The 19,269-nt window shown below is 63.9% G+C and carries 13 protein-coding genes; 4 read left to right on the forward strand and 9 right to left on the reverse strand.

Features of this window, described 5'->3' with window-relative positions; translation table 11 throughout:
- Window positions 1-166 precede the first annotated feature (166 nt).
- Window positions 167-1,087, forward strand: coding sequence for a bestrophin family ion channel (locus tag H1204_RS12205; RefSeq protein WP_180730943.1), 921 nt, complete (start codon window positions 167-169; stop codon window positions 1,085-1,087).
- 56 nt (window positions 1,088-1,143) lie between these two features.
- Here the strand turns inward: H1204_RS12205 and H1204_RS12210 are convergent, their stop codons facing one another.
- The 8 genes from H1204_RS12210 to apbC form a co-directional block, all read right to left on the reverse strand.
- A complete protein-coding gene (locus tag H1204_RS12210; protein WP_180730944.1) occupies window positions 1,144-1,818 on the reverse strand; it encodes a DUF799 domain-containing protein in 675 nt (224 codons plus the stop codon).
- Between the two features lie 2 nt (window positions 1,819-1,820).
- The gene (locus tag H1204_RS12215) at window positions 1,821-2,186 is read right to left on the reverse strand and encodes a DUF4810 domain-containing protein (RefSeq protein ID WP_180728507.1); all 366 of its coding nucleotides are present in this window, start codon (window positions 2,184-2,186) and stop codon (window positions 1,821-1,823) included.
- Window positions 2,187-2,230: 44 nt separating this feature from the next.
- Window positions 2,231-2,908: a CsgG/HfaB family protein gene (locus tag H1204_RS12220; protein ID WP_180728508.1), complete on the reverse strand. Its 678-nt coding sequence runs from the start codon at window positions 2,906-2,908 to the stop codon at window positions 2,231-2,233.
- Between the two features lie 246 nt (window positions 2,909-3,154).
- Window positions 3,155-3,904: a lysozyme inhibitor LprI family protein gene (locus H1204_RS12225; protein ID WP_180728509.1), complete on the reverse strand. Its 750-nt coding sequence runs from the start codon at window positions 3,902-3,904 to the stop codon at window positions 3,155-3,157.
- On the reverse strand, window positions 3,904-6,186 hold the full coding sequence (locus tag H1204_RS12230; RefSeq protein ID WP_180728510.1) for an arginine/lysine/ornithine decarboxylase: 2,283 nt from the start codon (window positions 6,184-6,186) through the stop codon (window positions 3,904-3,906). The genes H1204_RS12225 and H1204_RS12230 overlap by 1 nt, the downstream gene beginning before the upstream one ends.
- A gap of 83 nt (window positions 6,187-6,269) precedes the next feature.
- Complete coding sequence (gene dcd / locus H1204_RS12235; RefSeq protein ID WP_180720199.1) at window positions 6,270-6,839, reverse strand: dCTP deaminase; 570 nt, start codon at window positions 6,837-6,839, stop codon at window positions 6,270-6,272.
- 310 nt (window positions 6,840-7,149) lie between these two features.
- The gene (locus tag H1204_RS12240) at window positions 7,150-7,683 is read right to left on the reverse strand and encodes a superoxide dismutase family protein (protein WP_180728511.1); all 534 of its coding nucleotides are present in this window, start codon (window positions 7,681-7,683) and stop codon (window positions 7,150-7,152) included.
- A 173-nt stretch (window positions 7,684-7,856) separates the two neighbouring features.
- Complete coding sequence (gene apbC, locus H1204_RS12245) at window positions 7,857-8,945, reverse strand: iron-sulfur cluster carrier protein ApbC (RefSeq protein WP_180728512.1); 1,089 nt, start codon at window positions 8,943-8,945, stop codon at window positions 7,857-7,859.
- A gap of 270 nt (window positions 8,946-9,215) precedes the next feature.
- On the opposite strand from apbC, the gene H1204_RS12250 reads away from it, so the two are divergent.
- The 3 genes from H1204_RS12250 (at window position 9,216) to H1204_RS12260 (ending at window position 14,750) form a co-directional block, all read left to right on the forward strand.
- Window positions 9,216-9,866, forward strand: a complete 651-nt coding sequence (locus H1204_RS12250) for an OmpA family protein (RefSeq protein WP_042314862.1) — start codon at window positions 9,216-9,218, stop codon at window positions 9,864-9,866.
- A 523-nt stretch (window positions 9,867-10,389) separates the two neighbouring features.
- Window positions 10,390-12,570, forward strand: coding sequence for a methionine--tRNA ligase (gene metG / locus H1204_RS12255; protein ID WP_180728513.1), 2,181 nt, complete (start codon window positions 10,390-10,392; stop codon window positions 12,568-12,570).
- Between the two features lie 311 nt (window positions 12,571-12,881).
- Window positions 12,882-14,750: an adhesin gene (locus tag H1204_RS12260; protein ID WP_243468485.1), complete on the forward strand. Its 1,869-nt coding sequence runs from the start codon at window positions 12,882-12,884 to the stop codon at window positions 14,748-14,750.
- A gap of 68 nt (window positions 14,751-14,818) precedes the next feature.
- Here H1204_RS12260 and H1204_RS12265 read toward each other — a convergent pair whose 3' ends face one another.
- On the reverse strand, window positions 14,819-19,240 hold the full coding sequence (locus H1204_RS12265; protein ID WP_180728515.1) for a translocation/assembly module TamB domain-containing protein: 4,422 nt from the start codon (window positions 19,238-19,240) through the stop codon (window positions 14,819-14,821).
- Between the last annotated feature and the right edge of the window lie 29 nt (window positions 19,241-19,269).

Raw genomic sequence — 19,269 nt, forward strand, 5'->3', positions numbered from 1 at the left:
TCTCTGGCGAGGGTTCGCCTTTTTTGTTTTCACACGGGCTGTCTGCGGCTTCGGGCTCGTGCGGCTTCGCTGCATCGCGGGGACAATTGGCCGCTGTTACCTCGCCGTGCCGCTGCGCCTCGTCGGCTACTATCACGGCAACCATCGGCTTTCATCGCTCACTGTCATGATCATCCGCCCACATCTCCGCTGGTTCCGCATGCTGCTCGCGTGGCGCGGTTCGGTGTTGCCCGAACTGTTGCCGCGTCTGTGCGTCATTCTGCTCATTTCACTCGTCGCGCTCGGCGTGCATGTTCACCTGCTGAAGATCAGCATCAACATGACCACCACGCCGTTCTCGCTTATCGGCATTGCGCTCGCGATCTTCCTCGGTTTTCGCAACAGCGCGAGCTATGACCGCTACTGGGAAGCGCGCAAGCTCTGGGGCTCCCTGCTCAACGAGACGCGCTCGCTCACGCGCCAGGTGTTGACGCTGCCGAACGCCCATATCGACCCGAGCGAAACGCAGGCCTTCGTGCAAGCCTTGTGCGCCTTCGCGCATGCGCTGCGCCATCAGTTGAGATGCACCGATCCATCGGAAGATCTGTCGACGAGACTCGACAAACCGCTCTTCGAGCGCGTCATGATGTCGCGCTATCGGCCCGCGACGATCATGCTCTGGCTCGGCGAATGGACGCAGCGGCAGGCACGCGATGGCAAGCTGGATGCATGGACGGTCCAGGCCATCGATCGCAATTTGAACGGGCTATCGGATGTGGTCGGCGGCTGCGAGCGGATCCTGTCGACGCCGCTGCCGTTCGCGTATTCGGTGATGATTCACCGCACCGTGTACTTCTTCTGCGCGGCGCTGCCATTCGGACTGGTGGAAACGGTCGGCGCGTTCACGCCGATCTTCTCGGTATTCGTCGCGTACACGTTCATGGCGCTCGACGCGATCGCGTCGCAGATCGAAGAGCCGTTCGGCACCGACGACAACGACCTCGCGCTCGATGCGCTGTCCGCTTTCATCGAAGACGCCGCGCGCGATCTGCTCGCGCTGCCTTCGTTGCAGAAGACTGCCGCGAAAGATGGCTACCTGCTCACCTGACGCGTGAGCAGGACACGCGCGCCGAACATAAACGGCGCGCGTTCCTCACAACAACATCAGTCCGTGCCGTACTTCGGCGAACGCGGACCATACAGCAGTCCATCCGCGCCGCCGCTCGACAGCAGCTTGCGGCTCGTCAACCCCGCCACATCGTGCGATTCGTCGCTCAACGTATGCGCGACCTGCTTGACGGCTGCCTGCACCAGCGCGCCGATCAGCCCGCCGCCGACGTTCACGTTGCCGCCCAGTTCCTTGCCCGTCGCGCTTGCCGAACCTTGCCAGAGCGTGTCGCCCGAGCGCAGATCGACGAGCTTCGCGGTTGCCGACACCACCGTCGTGCTGTCGATGATCGTGTACTTCGAACCGTACTGCGTGATCTTCGTGTACACCGCGGCGTCCGCGCCGAAGATGCTGCGCAGCTTGTCGGGCGCGACGGCCTGGATGTCGGTCGGCGTCGTCAGGCCGTTGTGCTTGAAGGTCTCTTCCATCTCGACGACAGGCACCACGTAATAGCCGCCTTCCGCGATCGGCATCGTCATCTGCGACAGCATGCCGTAGGTCGCGTTCACGTCCGCCGTGTCGTTGATGGGCGGCAGCACGAGAATCGTGCTCGGCTTGCTGTTGCGAAACGCGGTGTAGTCGACCTGGCGGGGCGCATGCGTCACGCACGCCGTCAACGTGAACAGGACGGACAGCGCAGCGATCAGTTTCAGTGAGAAAAAGCGGGTCATGGTCATTGGAGTTTGCTCAGCAGAAAGTCCATGTAAGTCGACGATTCAGGAAACGACTGCTTCTCCGCGAGCAGTTCCTGCTTCGCTTCCTGGTCCTTGCCGACGGTCGCGTACAGCATGCCGAGATGCGCGTGGAAGCCCGGCGGCGCCGATGCGCCCTTCGCGAGAATCTGCTGACGCGCTTTTTCGAGCGCATCGATCTGTTCGAGCGGACTCTTTTGCCCCTTGAAGTATTCGTACACCTGCGGCTGATAGCCATCCCACTGGTAAAGCGACACGTTCTTCGTGTTCGCGCACCCCGACAGCAGCGCACACGCTGCCGCGACGGGCAGCGCGATGCCCGTCAGCATATTTGTTCTTTTCAACATGGTCTTATTGGATGTGATGTGTTGAAGCGTTAATTCGCGACGCGTTAGTTCGCGGCCTGTAAAGCGCCCGCGTCGACCTGCTCGACGAGATGATTGACGGCTTCCTTGATCGCGAGATCGAGCACCTTGCCGTTGAGCGTGGAGTCGTATGACGCCGTGCCGCCAAAGCCGATGATCTCGCGGTTCGACAGGCTGTACTCGCCCGCGCCCTGGCTCGATGCGATCACTTCAGAAGTCGTCGTATCGACGATGTTCAGGCTGACCTTTGCATACGCAACCTGGCTCTTGCCGCGGCCCAGAATGCCAAACAGTTGCTGATCGCCGACTTCCTTGCGGCCGAACTCGGTGACGTCGCCCGTGATCACGTAGTTCGCGCCCTTGAGCTTCTGCGTCTTGTTGGCAATCGCGGCTTCCTGTTTGATTTCGCCCAGGTTGTCGCGTTCGAGCACGGAGAAGCGGCGGCTCTGCTGCAGCGTGGTGACGAGGATGGTCTTCGCCTGGCTACCGACCCGGTCGATGCCGTCCGAGAAGATGCCGCGCATATAACTCGAACGGTTGTCGAACTTGCCGACGGCGACGAGTACCGGCTTGCCGGCATAAGGCACGTGTGCGCTGCTGACTTCGGGCGTCGGCAGCGCGCGCGACGCCTCCGTCGCACATCCGCTCAGTGCCGCGGCAACGAACGTGGCGACGAGCAATGCGGAGGGTTTGGATAGCTTCAAGATAGTGATCCCGATCAAAGAATGGCTGACGCTCCAGGGGCCTTCCGGATCGGGCATGCTGCGTGCCGTGCTTCTTTATCCGACGCCCTAGTAACGCAACGTAAGATAACGGCACTTGTAAGTGCAACTTTAAAAAAGTGTCACTAAATGGGAATGGGCGCGGTGTGATCTGATTCACCGCGCATAGAACATGCGTGCTGCGAGAAGCACTTAGCTCCTCGAACAGTTTTTAGAAAAAGATCCGGCTCAGTCGTTGCCGGCCGTGTCGCCCATGCGCTTGAGCTGCGCGACGCGCGCGCCGATGATATCGACTTGCGAGCGCGCGTCCATCAACGGGACGGTCGCGTCGCGATACGCCGTCCACGCGCGTTGCGCGCGCGACAGCTCCGGCCGTGTATGCGAAGGCAGCTTCGCATGCAGGCGCCGGTAATAGCGGTTCAGGTCGAACATTGCGTGCTCGCACTGCGCGTCGAACGAGCAGGCCCGTGGGCGTTTCTTCGGGTCCTGCCTGCCGGCGTCCATCGCCGCCGCACGCAGCGCGAGCGCGCGGTCGCGCACCGGCTGCAACTGCATGTCGGCGACCGCGAGCTGGTACGACGTGCCGCGTGTCGTGGCGAGTATGTCGGCCAGCAACTTGCCGTCCGCTTCGCGCCAGGCCTTCCAGCGCTTCTGACTCTCTTCCCACTTCTTGCTCTGCGCGTCAGCTGCTTGCGACAGCAACTGCTGGAACGACTGGTCCATCGACGCCTGCCACGCGAGCCGCGCCGTATCCATGCACTGCACCTGGCCGACCGCCGACGACATGTCGGCGCGCGCGAGACACGTGCGCATCGATGCGTCGATGGGATCGGCGGCGGCGACTTCGGCTTGCGCCGCGCCCGGCGCGATCATCAGCGCGCTCGCCAGCGTCATTGCCGACGCGAACGCGCCCAACGCCGCCGGCGCGCCGACGCGCGCACGACGCCACAACCCGAAGCGCAGTGCCGTCTTCATCATCAGGAATCGCGCACGCAATCGACGAAGTACTCGATGCGCCCGTTGATCGTCTCGCCGACCAGCCCGTGGATATCCGTATGGAAGCCCGGGAAGCGCTCGTTGAACTCGCGCGCAAAGCGCAGATAGTTGACGATGGTCCTGTTGAAGCGCTCGCCCGGAATCAGCAGCGGAATGCCCGGCGGGTACGGCGTCAGCAGGATCGACGTGACGCGGCCTTCGAGTTCGTCGATGGGCACGCGGTCGATCTCGCGGTGCGCGAGCTTCGCGAAGGCGTCGGACGGTTTCATCGCGGGCTCCATGCTCGACAGGTACATCTCCGTCGTCAGACGCGCGATGTCGTTCGCACGATAGACGCTGTGGATCTGCTCGCACAGATCGCGCAGGCCGATGCGCTCGTACGCCGGATGCTGCGCGACGAACTCGGGCAGCACGCGCCACAGCGGCTGATTGTTGTCGTAGTCGTCCTTGAACTGCTGGAGTTCGGTGACCATCGAGTTCCAGCGGCCCTTCGTGATGCCGATCGTGAACATGATGAAGAACGAGTACAGCCCCGTCTTCTCGACGATGATGCCGTGCTCGGCCAGATACTTCGTGACGATCGCCGCGGGAATGCCCGTCTCGCCGAATTCGCCGTCCACGTCGAGCCCCGGCGTGATGATCGTCGCCTTGATCGGGTCGAGCATGTTGAAGCCGTCCGCAAGCGGGCCGAAGCCGTGCCAGCGGTCGTTCGGACGCAGCATCCAGTCGTCGCGCGAGCCGATGCCCTCTTCCGCGAGATGCTCCGGGCCCCAGACCTTGAAGAACCAGTCGTCGCCGTATTCGGCGTCGACCTTGCGCATCGCGCGGCGGAAGTCGAGCGCCTCCGCAATCGATTCCTCGACCAGTGCCGTGCCGCCTGGCGGCTCCATCATCGCCGCCGCCACGTCGCACGACGCGATGATCGCGTACTGCGGCGAAGTGGACGTGTGCATCAGATACGCCTCGTTGAAGCGATGGCGGTCGAAGGTGCTGTTCTCGCTGTCCTGCACGACAATCTGCGAAGCCTGCGAAATGCCCGCCAGCAGCTTGTGCGTGGAGTGCGTCGCGAACACCAGCGCGCCCGTGCGCGGACGGCCCGCGCCGATCGCGTGCATGTCCTGATAGAACTCGTGGAACTCGGCGTGCGGCAGCCACGCTTCGTCGAAGTGCAGCGTATCGAGCAGATCGCCGAGCAGGTCCTTGATCATTTCGACGTTGTAGATCACGCCGTCGTACGTGCTCTGCGTGATCGTCAGGATGCGCGGCTTGAGGTTCGGGTTCTTCGCCAGCGCTTCGCGCGCGAACGGATTCGCCTCGATCTTCTTGCGGATGTTTTCCGGCTTGAACTCGTCGCGCGGAATCGGTCCGATGATGCCGAAGTGATTGCGCGTCGGCGTCAGGAACACGGGGATCGCGTGCGTCATCGTGATCGCGTGCAGGATCGACTTGTGGCAGTTGCGGTCCACCAGCACGATGTCGCCGGGCGCAACGGTTGCGTGCCAGACGATCTTGTTCGACGTCGACGTGCCGTTCGTCACGAAGAACAGATGGTCCGCGCTGAAGATGCGCGCCGCGTTGCGCTCGGAAGCGGCAACGGGGCCGGTGTGATCGAGCAGCTGGCCCAGTTCGTCGACGGCATTGCAGACGTCCGCGCGCAGCATGTTCTCGCCGAAGAACTGGTGGAACATCTGGCCGAGCGGGTTCTTCAGGAACGCGACACCGCCCGAATGGCCCGGGCAGTGCCACGAGTACGAGCCTTCGTCCGCGTACTGCACCAGTTCCTTGAAGAACGGCGGCGCGAGCGAATCGAGATACACCTTCGCCTCGCGGATGATGTGCCGCGCGACGAATTCCGGCGTGTCCTCGAACATGTGGATGAAGCCGTGCAGTTCGCGCAGGATATCGTTCGGCAGATGGCGCGAGGTGCGCGTTTCGCCATACAGGAAGATGGGGATGTCGGCATTGCGCTTGCGCACGGCCTCGACGAACGCGCGCAGATCGATGATCGCGGGCGCGATATCGGGCGCTTCGCCATCGCCATTCTCGACGTAGGGCAGCAGTTCATCGTCGTCGATCGACAGGATGAAGCACGACGCGCGGCTCGACTGCTGCGCGAACGACGTCAGATCGCCATAGCTCGTGAGACCCAGCACTTCCGCGCCTTCTTTCTCGATAGCCTCGGCAAGCGCCCGGATGCCGGAACCCGAGATGTTCTCGGAGCGGAAGTCCTCGTCGATGATGACGACGGGAAAACGAAACTTCATGTGCGATTCTCCAAAAAGAACGACCGCTGCTTATTGAAGCGCAGCGGTCACCCGGATAGCTGGTGATTCAATGCGCGGTTGCGTTACGTCTTCGGTAACGTCACGCCATGCTGACCTTGATATTTGCCGCCGCGATCCGCGTACGACACGTCGCAGATTTCGTCGCTTTCAAAGAACAGCACCTGCGCAACGCCTTCGTTCGCGTAGATTTTCGCAGGCAAAGGTGTCGTATTTGAGAATTCGAGCGTAACGTGCCCTTCCCATTCCGGTTCGAACGGCGTCACGTTGACGATGATGCCGCAGCGCGCATACGTCGATTTGCCCAGACACACCGTCAGCACGCTGCGCGGAATGCGGAAATATTCGACCGTGCGCGCGAGCGCGAACGAGTTGGGCGGAATGATGCAGACGTCGCCCTTGAAATCGACAAACGATTTCTCGTCAAAGTTCTTCGGATCGACGATGGTCGAGTTGATGTTCGTGAAGATCTTGAATTCGTCGGCGCAGCGGATGTCGTAGCCGTAGCTCGACGTGCCGTAGCTGACGATCTTGCGACCGTCTTCCGTCACACGCACCTGGTCTGGCGCGAACGGCTCGATCATCTTGTGCTCTGCGGCCATGCGCCGGATCCACTTGTCGGATTTGATGCTCATAGGTGAACGCTGCTGACGGGGTGAAATCGGGCCGGCTGACGCTTGCGCGCCGCTTTCGCAACGCGTGCCGCCGGACGAAAGGCGCTTATTTTACGCGAACCTGGCGGGCGCGCCCGATGCGAGCCGAATCGCGTGCGCGAACGTGCCGCGCAATGGCGCGCGCCGGCCTGACAGCCGTCGACGATGCAATACGGATATCTGCGGGAATTGAAGCGGAAACGGGCGGAAGAACAGGTGTTTGCGTACCGCGCAAACGATTGGCGGACAGGAGAAGGGGCGATGCAGTATGAACTCGCGTGAATGAGCCTGTTTATTGACGGATCAGCCCGCACGCGATTGCGGGACCGGCGTCATGTTGCGGATACGCGTAGGGATCGGACGCTTCGCGGTGGACCAGCACGGCGCGCTGCAGCACGGAACGCACGCCGTCGAGCGAGACATCCGGCGCGACGATGAAGCCCGCCGCCACGCCCGCCGCGTCCGCGTGGATATTGCCCAGATCGCCCTCGACGCGAGCGCCCGACTTCAGGCGCTCCGCAGCGGGCGCGAACACGGCGCCCGCGCCCGCGCCGTCGGCGGAATTGCAGTCGCCGCGATCGTGCACCTGCAGCGCGTGATCGCTGTTCGGCGGCAAGCCCGTGAGGTTGTAGGTGACCTGAACACCATCCGAACGCTCGATGAACGTGACCATGCCGCGCGCCTGGTTGCCCAGCGTCGGCAGCAGTTGCGCGTCAGCGCGTTTCTCCTGTGGCTTCAGGAAGCCCATGCACCCTGACAGCAGGGCGCTGGTCGCAGCCAGGACGACGATGGTCTTGATCGCCTTGCCGCTGATTCGTTTTCTCATGCGATCCTCTTGTCGAGCGCCGGCCGCCCCCGCGACCGCGTTGCCGGACCTGATGAAGCCGACATGATACCGCGAGCGGGGCCGCATTCAGACCCCTTTCTACCCGCTCCCTGAAGAGTTGTTCGACCCGTTGTTCAGTTGCGCCGCGCCGGCCAGACTGGGCGTTTCGCGCCTTATGTGTTCTGCACGACGATGGTCGGGAACTTCGAACTCATGTCGCGCGAGCGCTCGGCGATATGAATCGCGACCTTGCGCGCAATCGTCCGATAGATCTCCGCGATGCGGCCGTCCGGGTCCGCAACCACGGTGGGCGTGCCCGAGTCGGCCTGTTCGCGGATCGCGATGTCAAGCGGCAGGCTGCCGAGCACGTCGACGCCATATTCCTTCGACATCCGCTCCGCCCCGCCCGTGCCGAAGATATGCTCTTCGTGGCCGCAGTTCGAGCAGATATGCAGGCCCATGTTCTCGACGATGCCGAGAATCGGAATGCCCACCTTCTCGAACATCTTCAAGCCCTTCTTCGCATCGAGCAACGCAATGTCCTGCGGCGTCGTGACGATCACGGCGCCCGTCACGGGCACGCGCTGCGACAGCGTGAGCTGGATATCACCCGTGCCTGGCGGCATGTCGACGATCAGGTAGTCGAGATCCTTCCAGTTGGTCTGACGCAGCAGTTGCTCCAGCGCGGACGTGGCCATCGGGCCGCGCCACACCATCGGGTTGTCCCGCTCGACGAGAAAGCCGATCGAGTTCGCCTGCACGCCATGGCCTGCCATCGGGTTCATCGACTGGCCGTCGGGCGATTCGGGACGGCCTTCGATGCCGAGCATCATCGGCAGCGACGGGCCGTAGATGTCGGCATCCAGAATACCCACCGACGCGCCTTCGCTCGCCAGCGCAAGCGCGAGATTCACGGCCGTCGTGCTCTTGCCGACACCGCCCTTGCCCGACGCAACGGCCACGATATTCTTCACGTTCGGCAACAGTTTGACGCCCCGCTGCACGGTATGCGCAGCGATGTCCTGCGACACTTGCACGCGCGCCGATTCGACGCCAGGCACCGCGCGCAGCTTGTTCTCGACGAGCGCGCGGATCGCTTCGAACTGACGCCTGGCCGGATAGCCGAGTACCACGTCGACGCTGACCGTGGCACCATCGACGTTGACGTTCTTGAAGTTCTTCGCTGCCGCGAAGGGCTTCTGGGTGTTGGGGTCGGTGATGGCTGCGAGGGCCGCGTCTACCAAAGCCCGATCGATGCTCATTGAGTCTCCGTGGGAACGCTTGGCGCAGTGCGCGATCGAAGTCTGCGCCACACGCCTGAAATATTGAAAGAAATTGTTAGCCGGCATTGCCTAAAACCTGTCTCATTGGCACGCTTGCCGCGCAAGTTTTGCAATAGGGCCGAATCGTCGCCTGCCCAGTCGTCATTGTAGTGGCTGGCGCGGGGGCCTGCCGGAAGACCCTTTCCGGCTGTCGGCACGGTTCACGAGCCCTTGCAACTGTTGACCGTTTAATTAAAGAGAGGAACCTGAATGAATGCAAAAATCATGACCCGTCTGTCGGCACTGGCTGTCGTCGGCGCGCTGCTCGGCGGATGCGCGACCCAGCAAGGCACGGATACGGCCGTTGGCACGGGCGTCGGCGCAGGCACGGGCGCCGCACTCGGCGCGATCTTCGGCGGCGGCAAGGGCGCTGCGATCGGCGCCGGCGTCGGCGCGGCTGTCGGCGGCGTCACTGGCTACAACTGGCAGAACATCAAGAACAAGCTGTCGGGCGCGACGAAGGGCACGGGCACGCAGATCACCGAGCAGCCGGACGGCTCGCTCAAGCTGAACATCCCGAGCTCGGTCACGTTCGACACGAACAGCTACGCGATCAAGTCGTCGTTCGCTCCCGTGCTGACGCAGGTTGCACAAACGCTGAACCAGAACCCGGAAGTCGTCGCGCAAGTCGTGGGCCACACGGACAGCACCGGCCAGCCCGCGTACAACCAGACGCTTTCCGTCAACCGCGCGCAAAGCGTCGTGAATCAGCTCGCGCAAGACGGCGTCGCGCAGCAGCGCCTCGCGGCTTCGGGCATGGGCGCCAACCAGCCGATCGCCGACAACAACACGGAAGCCGGCCGCGCGCAGAACCGTCGCGTGGAAATCTACCTGCGCGCGATGGCGCAGCACGCGCAATAAGTTTTTCGCGGAAAGACAGACCAGACCTGGAATTCGCCAGCCAGTTCGCCACGCGCGTCGAGGTAAACCTCGGACGGGTCTCACAAGCGGATCGAAAAATTTTTCGAACTCTTGTGAAATTCCACGGTCTGTCTTTACGGTACGTGTGCGGCGATGCCGCCGCGTCACCATTCTCCTCTTGTCGTTGTTGCTCCGGGGCCCATAGCCCCGGTTTTTTTGCCTGCAATTTGTCCGCGTTTTGCCCACTCCTCGCGTTCTTTCCGCAGGCGATGCCTCCCAATTCTTCCTCGCATCGCGTACGAGCCCTGCTCCATCATTCCCCACGCGCTGCCGCTAACAGTTCACACTGGTAAAATCGCCGATTCGGGCCGGTTCCGCGCGCGACGAGAGTCCGCGAAGCCGCGTTCGACACCCGAGCTGCATGAGCGGACACCCCGCCCATGTGGTCCTGGGCACAGCGCCGTCCACTGACGCCGAAACGTCGTGACGGCCGCCCGTACCTTCCGCCAGTCCATAGACCCACATGTCAGCAACCGACGCCACCGCGGTTCAATCCGCGGACCTCACCGCCGCCGGCGCGCCGAAGGGCCGCCGCCAGATCCTCGTCACGTCTGCCCTGCCGTACGCGAACGGGCAAATCCATATCGGCCATCTGGTCGAATATATCCAGACGGACATCTGGGTCCGCGCGCTGCGAATGCACGGGCACGAGGTCTACTACGTCGGCGCCGACGACACGCACGGCACCCCGATCATGCTGAAGGCGGAGCAGGAAGGCATCACGCCGAAGCAGCTGATCGAGCGCGTGTGGCAGGAGCACAAGCGCGACTTCGACAACTTCGGCATTTCGTTCGACAACTACTACTCGACGGATTCCGAAGAGAACCGCGTATTGTCTGAATCGATCTACACGGCTTTGCAGAAGGCCGGTCTGATCGAAGCGCGCGACATCGAGCAGGCGTACGACCCCGTCAAGGAAATGTTCCTGCCCGACCGCTTCATCAAGGGCGAGTGCCCGAAGTGCCACGCGAAGGACCAGTACGGCGACAACTGCGAAGTGTGCGGCTCGACCTATCAGCCGACCGAGCTGATCAACCCGTATTCGGTCGTGTCGGGCGCGACGCCCGTGAAGAAGACTTCGACGCACTACTTCTTCAAGCTGTCCGATCCGCGCTGCGAGAATTTCCTGCGCGGCTGGGTCGGCGGCCTCGCCCAGCAGGAAGCGACCAACAAGATGCGCGAATGGCTCGGCGACGCGGGCGAAGCGAAGCTCGCCGACTGGGACATCTCGCGCGACGCGCCCTACTTCGGCTTCGAGATTCCCGGCGCGCCGGGCAAGTACTTCTACGTGTGGCTGGACGCGCCCGTCGGCTACTACGCGAGCTTCCGCAATCTGGCGGAAAAACGCGGCCTCGATTTCGACGCGTGGGTGCAGAAGGGTTCGACGACCGAGCAGTATCACTTCATCGGCAAGGACATCCTGTATTTCCACACGCTGTTCTGGCCGGCAATGCTCGAGTTCTCGGGCCACCGCACGCCGACCAACGTGTTCGCGCACGGCTTCCTGACCGTCGACGGCGCGAAAATGTCGAAGTCGCGCGGCACCTTCATCACGGCCAATAGCGTGATCGAAACGGGCATGAACCCGGAATGGCTGCGCTACTACTTCGCGGCCAAGCTGAACAGCACGATGGAAGACATCGACCTGAACCTGGAAGACTTCCAGGCGCGCGTGAACAGCGACCTCGTCGGCAAGTACGTGAACATTGCGAGCCGCGCGGCGGGTTTCCTGATCAAGCGCTTCGACGGCCGCGTGCAGGACAGCGCGATGCAGCATCCGCTGCTCGCGTCGTTGCGCACGGCGATTCCGCAGATCGCCGCGCACTACGAAGCACGCGACTATGGCCGCGCGCTGCGTCAGACGATGGAACTCGCGGACGCCGTCAACGCATACGTCGATACGGCCAAGCCGTGGGATCAGGCGAAGGACCCGGCCAATGCCGTCGCGCTGCACGAGACGTGCAGCGTCTCGCTGGAGGCGTTCCGTCTGCTATCGCTCGCGCTTAAGCCCGTGCTGCCGAAGGTCATCGAAGCGGCCGAATCGTTCCTCGGTATCGAGCCGCTGACTTGGTCGCACGCGAATACGCCGCTGAACTCGGCGCGCGCGATCAACGCGTACAAGCATCTGATGACGCGCGTCGATCCGAAGCAGATCGACGCGCTGCTCGCCGCTAACCGCGGCTCGCTGCAGCCGACTGCGTCGCCCGAAGCCCAGGCCGCCGACGCCAAGATCAAGGCCAAGGCGCACGCCAAAGCGACAGCGGCCGCGCACGGCGACGCGCAAGCGAAGCCCGAGGATAGCGGCATCATCTCGATCGACGACTTCGCGAAGATCGATCTGCGCATCGCGAAGATCGTCGACTGCCGCGCGGTGGAAGGCTCGGACAAGCTGCTGCAACTCACGCTCGACGTCGGTGAAGAAAAGACGCGCAACGTGTTCTCGGGCATCAAGTCGGCGTATCAGCCGGAGCAACTGGTCGGCAAGCTGACGGTGATGGTCGCGAACCTCGCGCCGCGCAAGATGAAGTTCGGGCTGTCGGAAGGCATGGTGCTCGCGGCATCGGCGGCTGACGAGAAGGCTGAACCGGGCATTTACGTGCTCGAACCGGACAGCGGCGCAAAGCCCGGCATGCGCGTCAAGTAACGCCGAAGCGGCCATCTTCCCGCGGGGTCCCCGCGCCCACGCAAAAAAGCACGTCTCCTGACGTGCTTTTTTTTCGTCCCTACGACTGCGCTTTTTGCAGCGGGTTCCTTTCTCAAAATAAGACTCCTCCTAGATTCATCCACAGAGAATTCTTCGAAAATCGAGATCGCTTTATGAGACGCGCGCCGCCGGCCTCTTACGCAGACGGCACGCGCTTCACGGTGGATGCATCAGCCACGCCGCCGCGCCTCCCGCCTTCCATTGAACATGACGCGCTCGCGCAATCCGAGCCGCTTCCACAGAGCATTGACATGAGCACTGAATTCTCCCTCGACCGGTTCGAATCCCTCGTTGCTGCGCGCGATCACGACGCCGCGAACGAAGAGTTGATCGTGTTGTTCAACACCTTGGCCTCGAACCGCAGCAGACTGCCCGGCGTCGAACTGGCGCTCGCCGATCCCACCCAACCCGACAGCGAAGAAGGCGCGCGGACACTGCAACGCATCACGCACGCCGTCACCGCTCTCCTCTCCGATCCGCAATTCCAGCTCAACGAAAAACAGTTCAACCAGCTTTTCTCCGCCCGCCATTTCCTCAACATGCTGTTCGTCGCGTCGGCGTATGGCAACACGGACCACATTCTGCGCGCGCTGCTCGCCGACGCGGGTGAAGCACCTGCCGCCGACGTCGCGAAGGCGCTGATCAGGAAGCAGATCGTGCTCTACACCGTGGAATCGGAATACGACATCGATCTCGCCGACATGGCAAAGAGCGATCCCGTGCTGGCAACGAGCCTCGGCATGTCGGTCGTCAGTTCGGCCGTGGTGATTTCGCCCGCGGCGCACGCCAAGCGCGAACGTCTGATCGAATGGCTGCCCAGCGCCCTCGAAACCATCGAAGATCTCGACGATCTGGCCGGCCCGGCCGTCTGCGGCGCGTACATGCATTGCAGCTATTCCGATTTGCCGAACCGGCACGCAATCAAGCGCGGCATCAGCCGGCTCGTGCGCAAGAAGCTGGGCACGCTCGGCCTGCTCGAGCACGAAGCCGAAGTCGGCCGCGTTGCAGCGCCCGAAGCGCCGGCAACGCGCGGCGAGCGCAAACCGTTGATGGTCGTCGTGCTCGAATGGTTCAACGGCGGTCACTCGATCTATCGCACGCATTCGCGCACGATGCTCGCCGCGCGCGAGCGCTTCGAAGTCGTGGCGTTCGGCGAAGCGCAGCACGTGGACGAAGCGGGACGCGCGGTGTTCGACCGCTTCATTCCGTTCGAGCATCCCGAGTATGTCGGCGAGATCGTCCGGCAGGTCCGCGACTTCGCACTTGAGAATCAGGCGGCCGTGCTGTACATGCCGAGCGTCGGCATGTTCCCGCATACGGTCTTCATGACGAACGTCCGAGTCGCGCCGCTGCAGATCGCCGCGCTCGGCCATCCCGCGACGATGCACGCCGAGTGCATCGACTATGTGAGCGTCGAGGAAGACTTCGTCGGCGATCCCGCGTGCTTCAGCGAAAAGCTGATGCAATTGCCGAAAGACGGCCAGCCGTATGTGCCGTCCAAACTGCTCACCGACGTCACGCCCAGCCTTCCAAAGCGCGGCGAGTTCATCAATATCGCCGTGACGGCGAGCGCCATGAAGCTGAATCCGCGCTTTCTCGACGCGTGCCGCCGCATCATCGACACAGCCGGCATCCCGGTGGGCTTCCATTTCATGACGTCCTGGGCCGAAGGTCTCGATATCGCGTACGTGCGCCGGCTGGTCGAATCCGCGCTGCCGCTCGAAAACGTCGTGGTGTATGGCGGGATGAGCTATCCGGCCTACCTGAAGGTGATCAACCTGATGGACATGTTCGTGAGCCCGTTCCCGTTCGGCAACACCAACGGCATCGTCGATGCGTTCACGCTCGGCTTGCCCGGCGTCAACCTGTGCGGACGCGAGGTCTTCGAACATATCGACAGCGGTCTGTTCGGACGATGTGGCATGCCCGACTGGCTGACCGCGCATTCTGTCGACGAATATGTGCGCGCCGCCGTACGGCTCGCCACCCGGCATGAGGAGCGCGAAGCACTGCGCACCCGGATGATCGAGACGAAAGCTGTGGAACGGATTTTCGAAGGACGGCCCGAGGAGTTCGGCCGGAACGTGCTGGCGCTCGTCAAGGCGCGCGCCGCGAAATAACGCCCGGCACTAAGCCTCTCGTTGCACAAAGCCGGCGGCCCGGATCTCGCGGGCCGCCGGCTTTTTCATTACCACCGCATCCGGTCGAAGCGCCGCGTGTATTGCAGATCCATCCCCTGGAACGTGCCGCCATACGCGGCCACCGACCAGTAACGCGTCAGGTTCACGGTCGCCTTGATCGCGTTGCTCGCCGACTGCAAACCCTGTTCGTAGCCGATCACAAGCCATTCGCTCATCGCCTTCGACACCATCACGACCTGCGGATCGGTCAGCCCCACTTCACTTCGTCCGATCGAGAACTCGTCGAGCCCGAACTCCTGCGCGATGCGCTTGCCGCTCGCACTGCCAAGCAACGCAAGCGCCGTCGTCATCGTGCTTTGCTGGCCGACGTTGTTGCCCTGATCGGTGCCGTGGCCGAACAGCAGCCACGACAGCTTTTCGTTGTCGGGCACGTTCGGCTCCGACACCAGCTTCGCGACGGGCGACTGGATCGTGCCCGTCACCTGCACGCCCGCTTCGACCTGCTGGTTGCGGCGCATCGCAAGAATATTGATGCCGGGGTTCGCAACCGGTCCGTTGAACGTGAAGAAGCCATTCTCGATGCCAAGCTTGCGACCGAACGCGATATAGGTCGAACCTTCCGTCACGCGCACGTTGCCCACAGCCCTCAGCGGCAGATTCGGCGCGGACAGCGCCGTGATCGTACCGCGCAGGCCGACGTCCGCGCCTTGGCCGCGGAAACGGAATTTCTGGCCGAGATCGATATCGATGTTCGCGCGCGGCGCAAACGCGCCGACGGGCTTGTTCGAATTGCCGATTTCCTGCGGCTTGCCACTCGCCACCGATCCATCCGGACGCACCACCACGACGTCGTCGCCCAGACGCGGCTCCGACTTTTCGGGCATGTCGAAGAGTGCATGATCGATGACGAACTTGCCGTTGATCGCGAGCCCGCCCTGCGTGCCCGCGTTGGCGACGCTCGCGCTGCCCGACATCGTCAGTTGCCGGTCCGGCGACGCGAACAGTTCGAGCTGATCGGCAACGATGCTCGCCGTCAGATCGGGCTCGGTGTTGTCGAGGCGCACGCGGCCCGTCGCGCGCAGCGTGCCCGTCGCGCCGTGGAACTCGACCTGCTGGAAATCGACGAGATTCTCGGACAGCGCGATGCGCACCACGCCGTCCTTCAATTGCACGCCCAGATCGACGAGCGTCGCGGACAGCCCGTCGCCAACCAGCGATCCCGACAGATTCGGCTTCGCGACCGTGCCGCCGAGCGCGAGCTTCAGCGCCAGGTGTCCGTCGAGCAGATAGCCCGGCCCGAACAGGCCGCCCGTCGTCTTCAGCGACGGCACGTTCGCGTTGATCGAGCCCGACAGCGGCCCTTCGTCGTTGACTGTCAGCACGCCGTCGCGTGGCACAAGCGTCGTGTGCGCCGCCGCGTCGACCACGCCGATGCGGCTCGCCTGCGCATGCACGGTCGCGTTCAACTGATTGCCGCCGCTGAAGTCCGCGCGCGCCGCGACGTCGGTGATGCCGAGCGGCGCGAAGCCGCGTCCCACTTCGATCGTGATGTCGCCGCCGCGCCGCTTCAGCTCGATATGTCCCGTCGCCGTCTCGCCGAGCGCAAAGTCCCAGTTGCCGTCGAACACGAGGTCTGTCTTCAAGGTCGATGGCACGCCCGTGAATTCCTGGCGGAGTTCGAGCATGCGCGCCACCGACACGCCCGTCAGCGTACCCGCCGACTTGATACGCCCGTGATCGAGCGCAAACGACTTCAGATCGAGCACCGAGCCTTCCAGCGTGAGCCGCGTCGGGCCGAGCGTCACGCGCTGACCGCCAGCACTGACGGTCAACGGCGTCTCCATGTTCAGCGCGGGCGTGCCCTTGTTCGACAGACGCGTGACGGTGCCGTCCCAGTGCGTGCCGTCACGCGCGTCGGTGAGCTTGCCGTTCGCGGCCACGGCCAGATCGAGCGGGCGGCCTTGCAGCGCGCCCGTCGCGGCGGCCTCGAGCGTGTGCTTCGCGCGCGTGCCGTTCAGGTGCGCAGTGAGCGTGTTCAGTTCGACGCCCGCCGTGCTGAGGTTGCGCGCATCCGTCGTGAAGACCATCGCGCCGTTCGCGCCGTCGCGCAGTTCGGCGTGACCTTCGGCGTGCCCGACCGTGTTCGCGCCGAATACGACACTGTCCGCCTTGTAGTCGAGCGCGACGTTCGGATGCTCGAAAGTGCCCGTCACGTCGCCCTGCGCCGCGACGAGGCCGGCGAGGCCGAAGCCGAGGCGCTCCAGTTCCGGCGCGTCGATATGAAAGCGCAGCCGGTCGCCGCGCGCGCCGAAGCTGCCTTGCAGATCGACCTGATTGCCCGCCACCGACAGATTCGCACGGCTTGGCAGGATGCGCGAACCGGCCAGTTGGATCGTGCCGCTGCCCGTCATCGGCAGGCCGTCGTAGACGCTTTCGCCGAGACGGAACTCGGCTTTTGTCGTGAAGGTGGGTGCGAGCAAGCCTGCCGCCGTCAGCGTGCCGTTCACGCGCGCTTCGATCTTGCGCGACGCGGGTGCTTTCGCAGGCGCTGTCGGCGGGCTGGCCTGTGCGCGCTTGCCTTTGCCCCTGCCTGCGCCGGTGGTAGTGGCGGGCGCCGCCGCGCGCGACGGCGTTTGCGTCGTCAGCGACAGCGGATCGAAGTCGGTCAGCGTCGCCTTCAGGTTATAGGTGGAACTGGCGTCACGCTTGATCGCGCCGTTCAGGTCGATGCGTCCTTTGCCTGAACTCACGCGCACGTCGTTGAAACTGGTGCGCGCCGGGTCGAGCGTGACCTTGCCCTGCACGCGCAGCGCCGCCTTCGGATCGTTCAGATCGAGCATGACGCTCTGCACGTCGTCGTTCAGCCGGATCGAGACGGGGCCGGCGAACTGCGTCGGCCGCACGCTCGCCTGCAGTGCGTTCAGATCGAGCTTCGCGACCTTCAGGTCGAACTGCCCGCGCTTGCCCATCAGCGCGCCGCCGCCCGTGACGGTCGCTTCCTTGAGCAAACGCACATTGAGGTTCGAAATGCGCTGCGCCGTGGCGTCGAGCCGCACGTCGGCACGCGCGTCGATCAGCGGCAGCAGATGCGCGTCAATCGAGCCGGGCTTCGCGTTCACGATCGACACCTGGCCTTGCACCGCAAAGCCTGGCGAACCATGGGCGGCGTGGGCTTGCGCCTGAGAGGCTGCGTGCGGCGCGCTTGCCGCACTCGCGAGGACTGCCGAACTTGCCGCACGGCCTGCTTGTGGCGAGCTGGCCGAACTGGCTGCACGCGCAGATTTCACTACGCTCGCCGAACTGGCCGCACGCGCTGATTTCGCAGCGCTTGCGGAACTTGCAGTACGCCCTGACTTCACCGCGCTTGCGGAACCCGCCGAACCCGCCGCCGTGACCGTGCTCGCAGCCGCCACGGCACTTGCCACATCCACCCCACTCGCCGGCACCACATGCCCCGCCGCGTCCCGCTGCACCGGCTGCAATTCCGCGCGGACCGCGAGATCGGCCAGCGGCGCGCCGGGCGCGAAGGCTTGCGGATTGACGTGATCGAAGACCAGTGTCGCGCGCTGCAATGGCACTTCCGCGAACGGCGTCGCCTCGACGCGCGCGTGGCCCGTCAGCTTCATCCCCGATGCGTCGAGCTCGGCAATCAGCGTTTCGAGCGAACCAGAAAGATGCGCGCGCACCTGCACGGCTTCGTCGTTGACCTTGCCCGAATAGCCGGCGTCGCCTGTCAGCGGAAACGGCCGTACGCCGTCGAGCTTCGCCGCGGCCGTCACCGCGCCGAACGGCGTGTCGAGGCGATCGACGGACGCTTCGTGATGACGCCCATCGCTGCGCCCATGAAACAGCAGCCGCGCGTATTCGGAGGTGGATGCGCCCTCATGCAGAATCAGCTTCTCGACGCTCAGATCGCGCACGGCCAGTTGCAGCGGCAGACGCAGATCCTTCGGCAGACTCATCGGTTCGGACTTCGACGTGGACGGCGCGATGCGCGCATCGACAGTGCCGATATGCAGATAATCGACGACGAAACGCCACGGCTTGTCGGACAGCGCCCATTTCCCGTCGATGCGGTCGACGCGAATATCCGTGCCGCTGCCGTCGAGGCTGCGCCAGCGCACGTCGCGCATATGCAGCCCCGTCGCGATCGCGCCGCCGTCGAGCTTGCCTTCGAGCTGGCCGTGCAGCAGCTTCACGGCCGTCTGCCACGCGTACGCGGTGCCGCGCTCCGTGACGATCACGCCGTACAGCAGCCCGCCGACCAGCGCAACGAGCACGGCCGGCACGGTGATCGCCCACACGATCTTCGTCCACAAACGCCGCCGCTTCCTCGGCGGCGGCGTGTCCGAGCCATCCGGACCACCCGGCGAAGGGCCGCCCGGCGGAAGGCCGCCCGGCGGCTCTCCGCCAGGCGGTGCGCCGCCGGACGGATGCTCGGATGGGTTTTCGGATGGGTCCGTCGTCATGCTCAAAAAGTGCCGTCGATTCAGTGTGA

This window comes from Paraburkholderia sp. PGU19, assembly GCF_013426915.1.
In the GTDB taxonomy this organism is placed as follows: Bacteria; Pseudomonadota; Gammaproteobacteria; order Burkholderiales; family Burkholderiaceae; genus Paraburkholderia.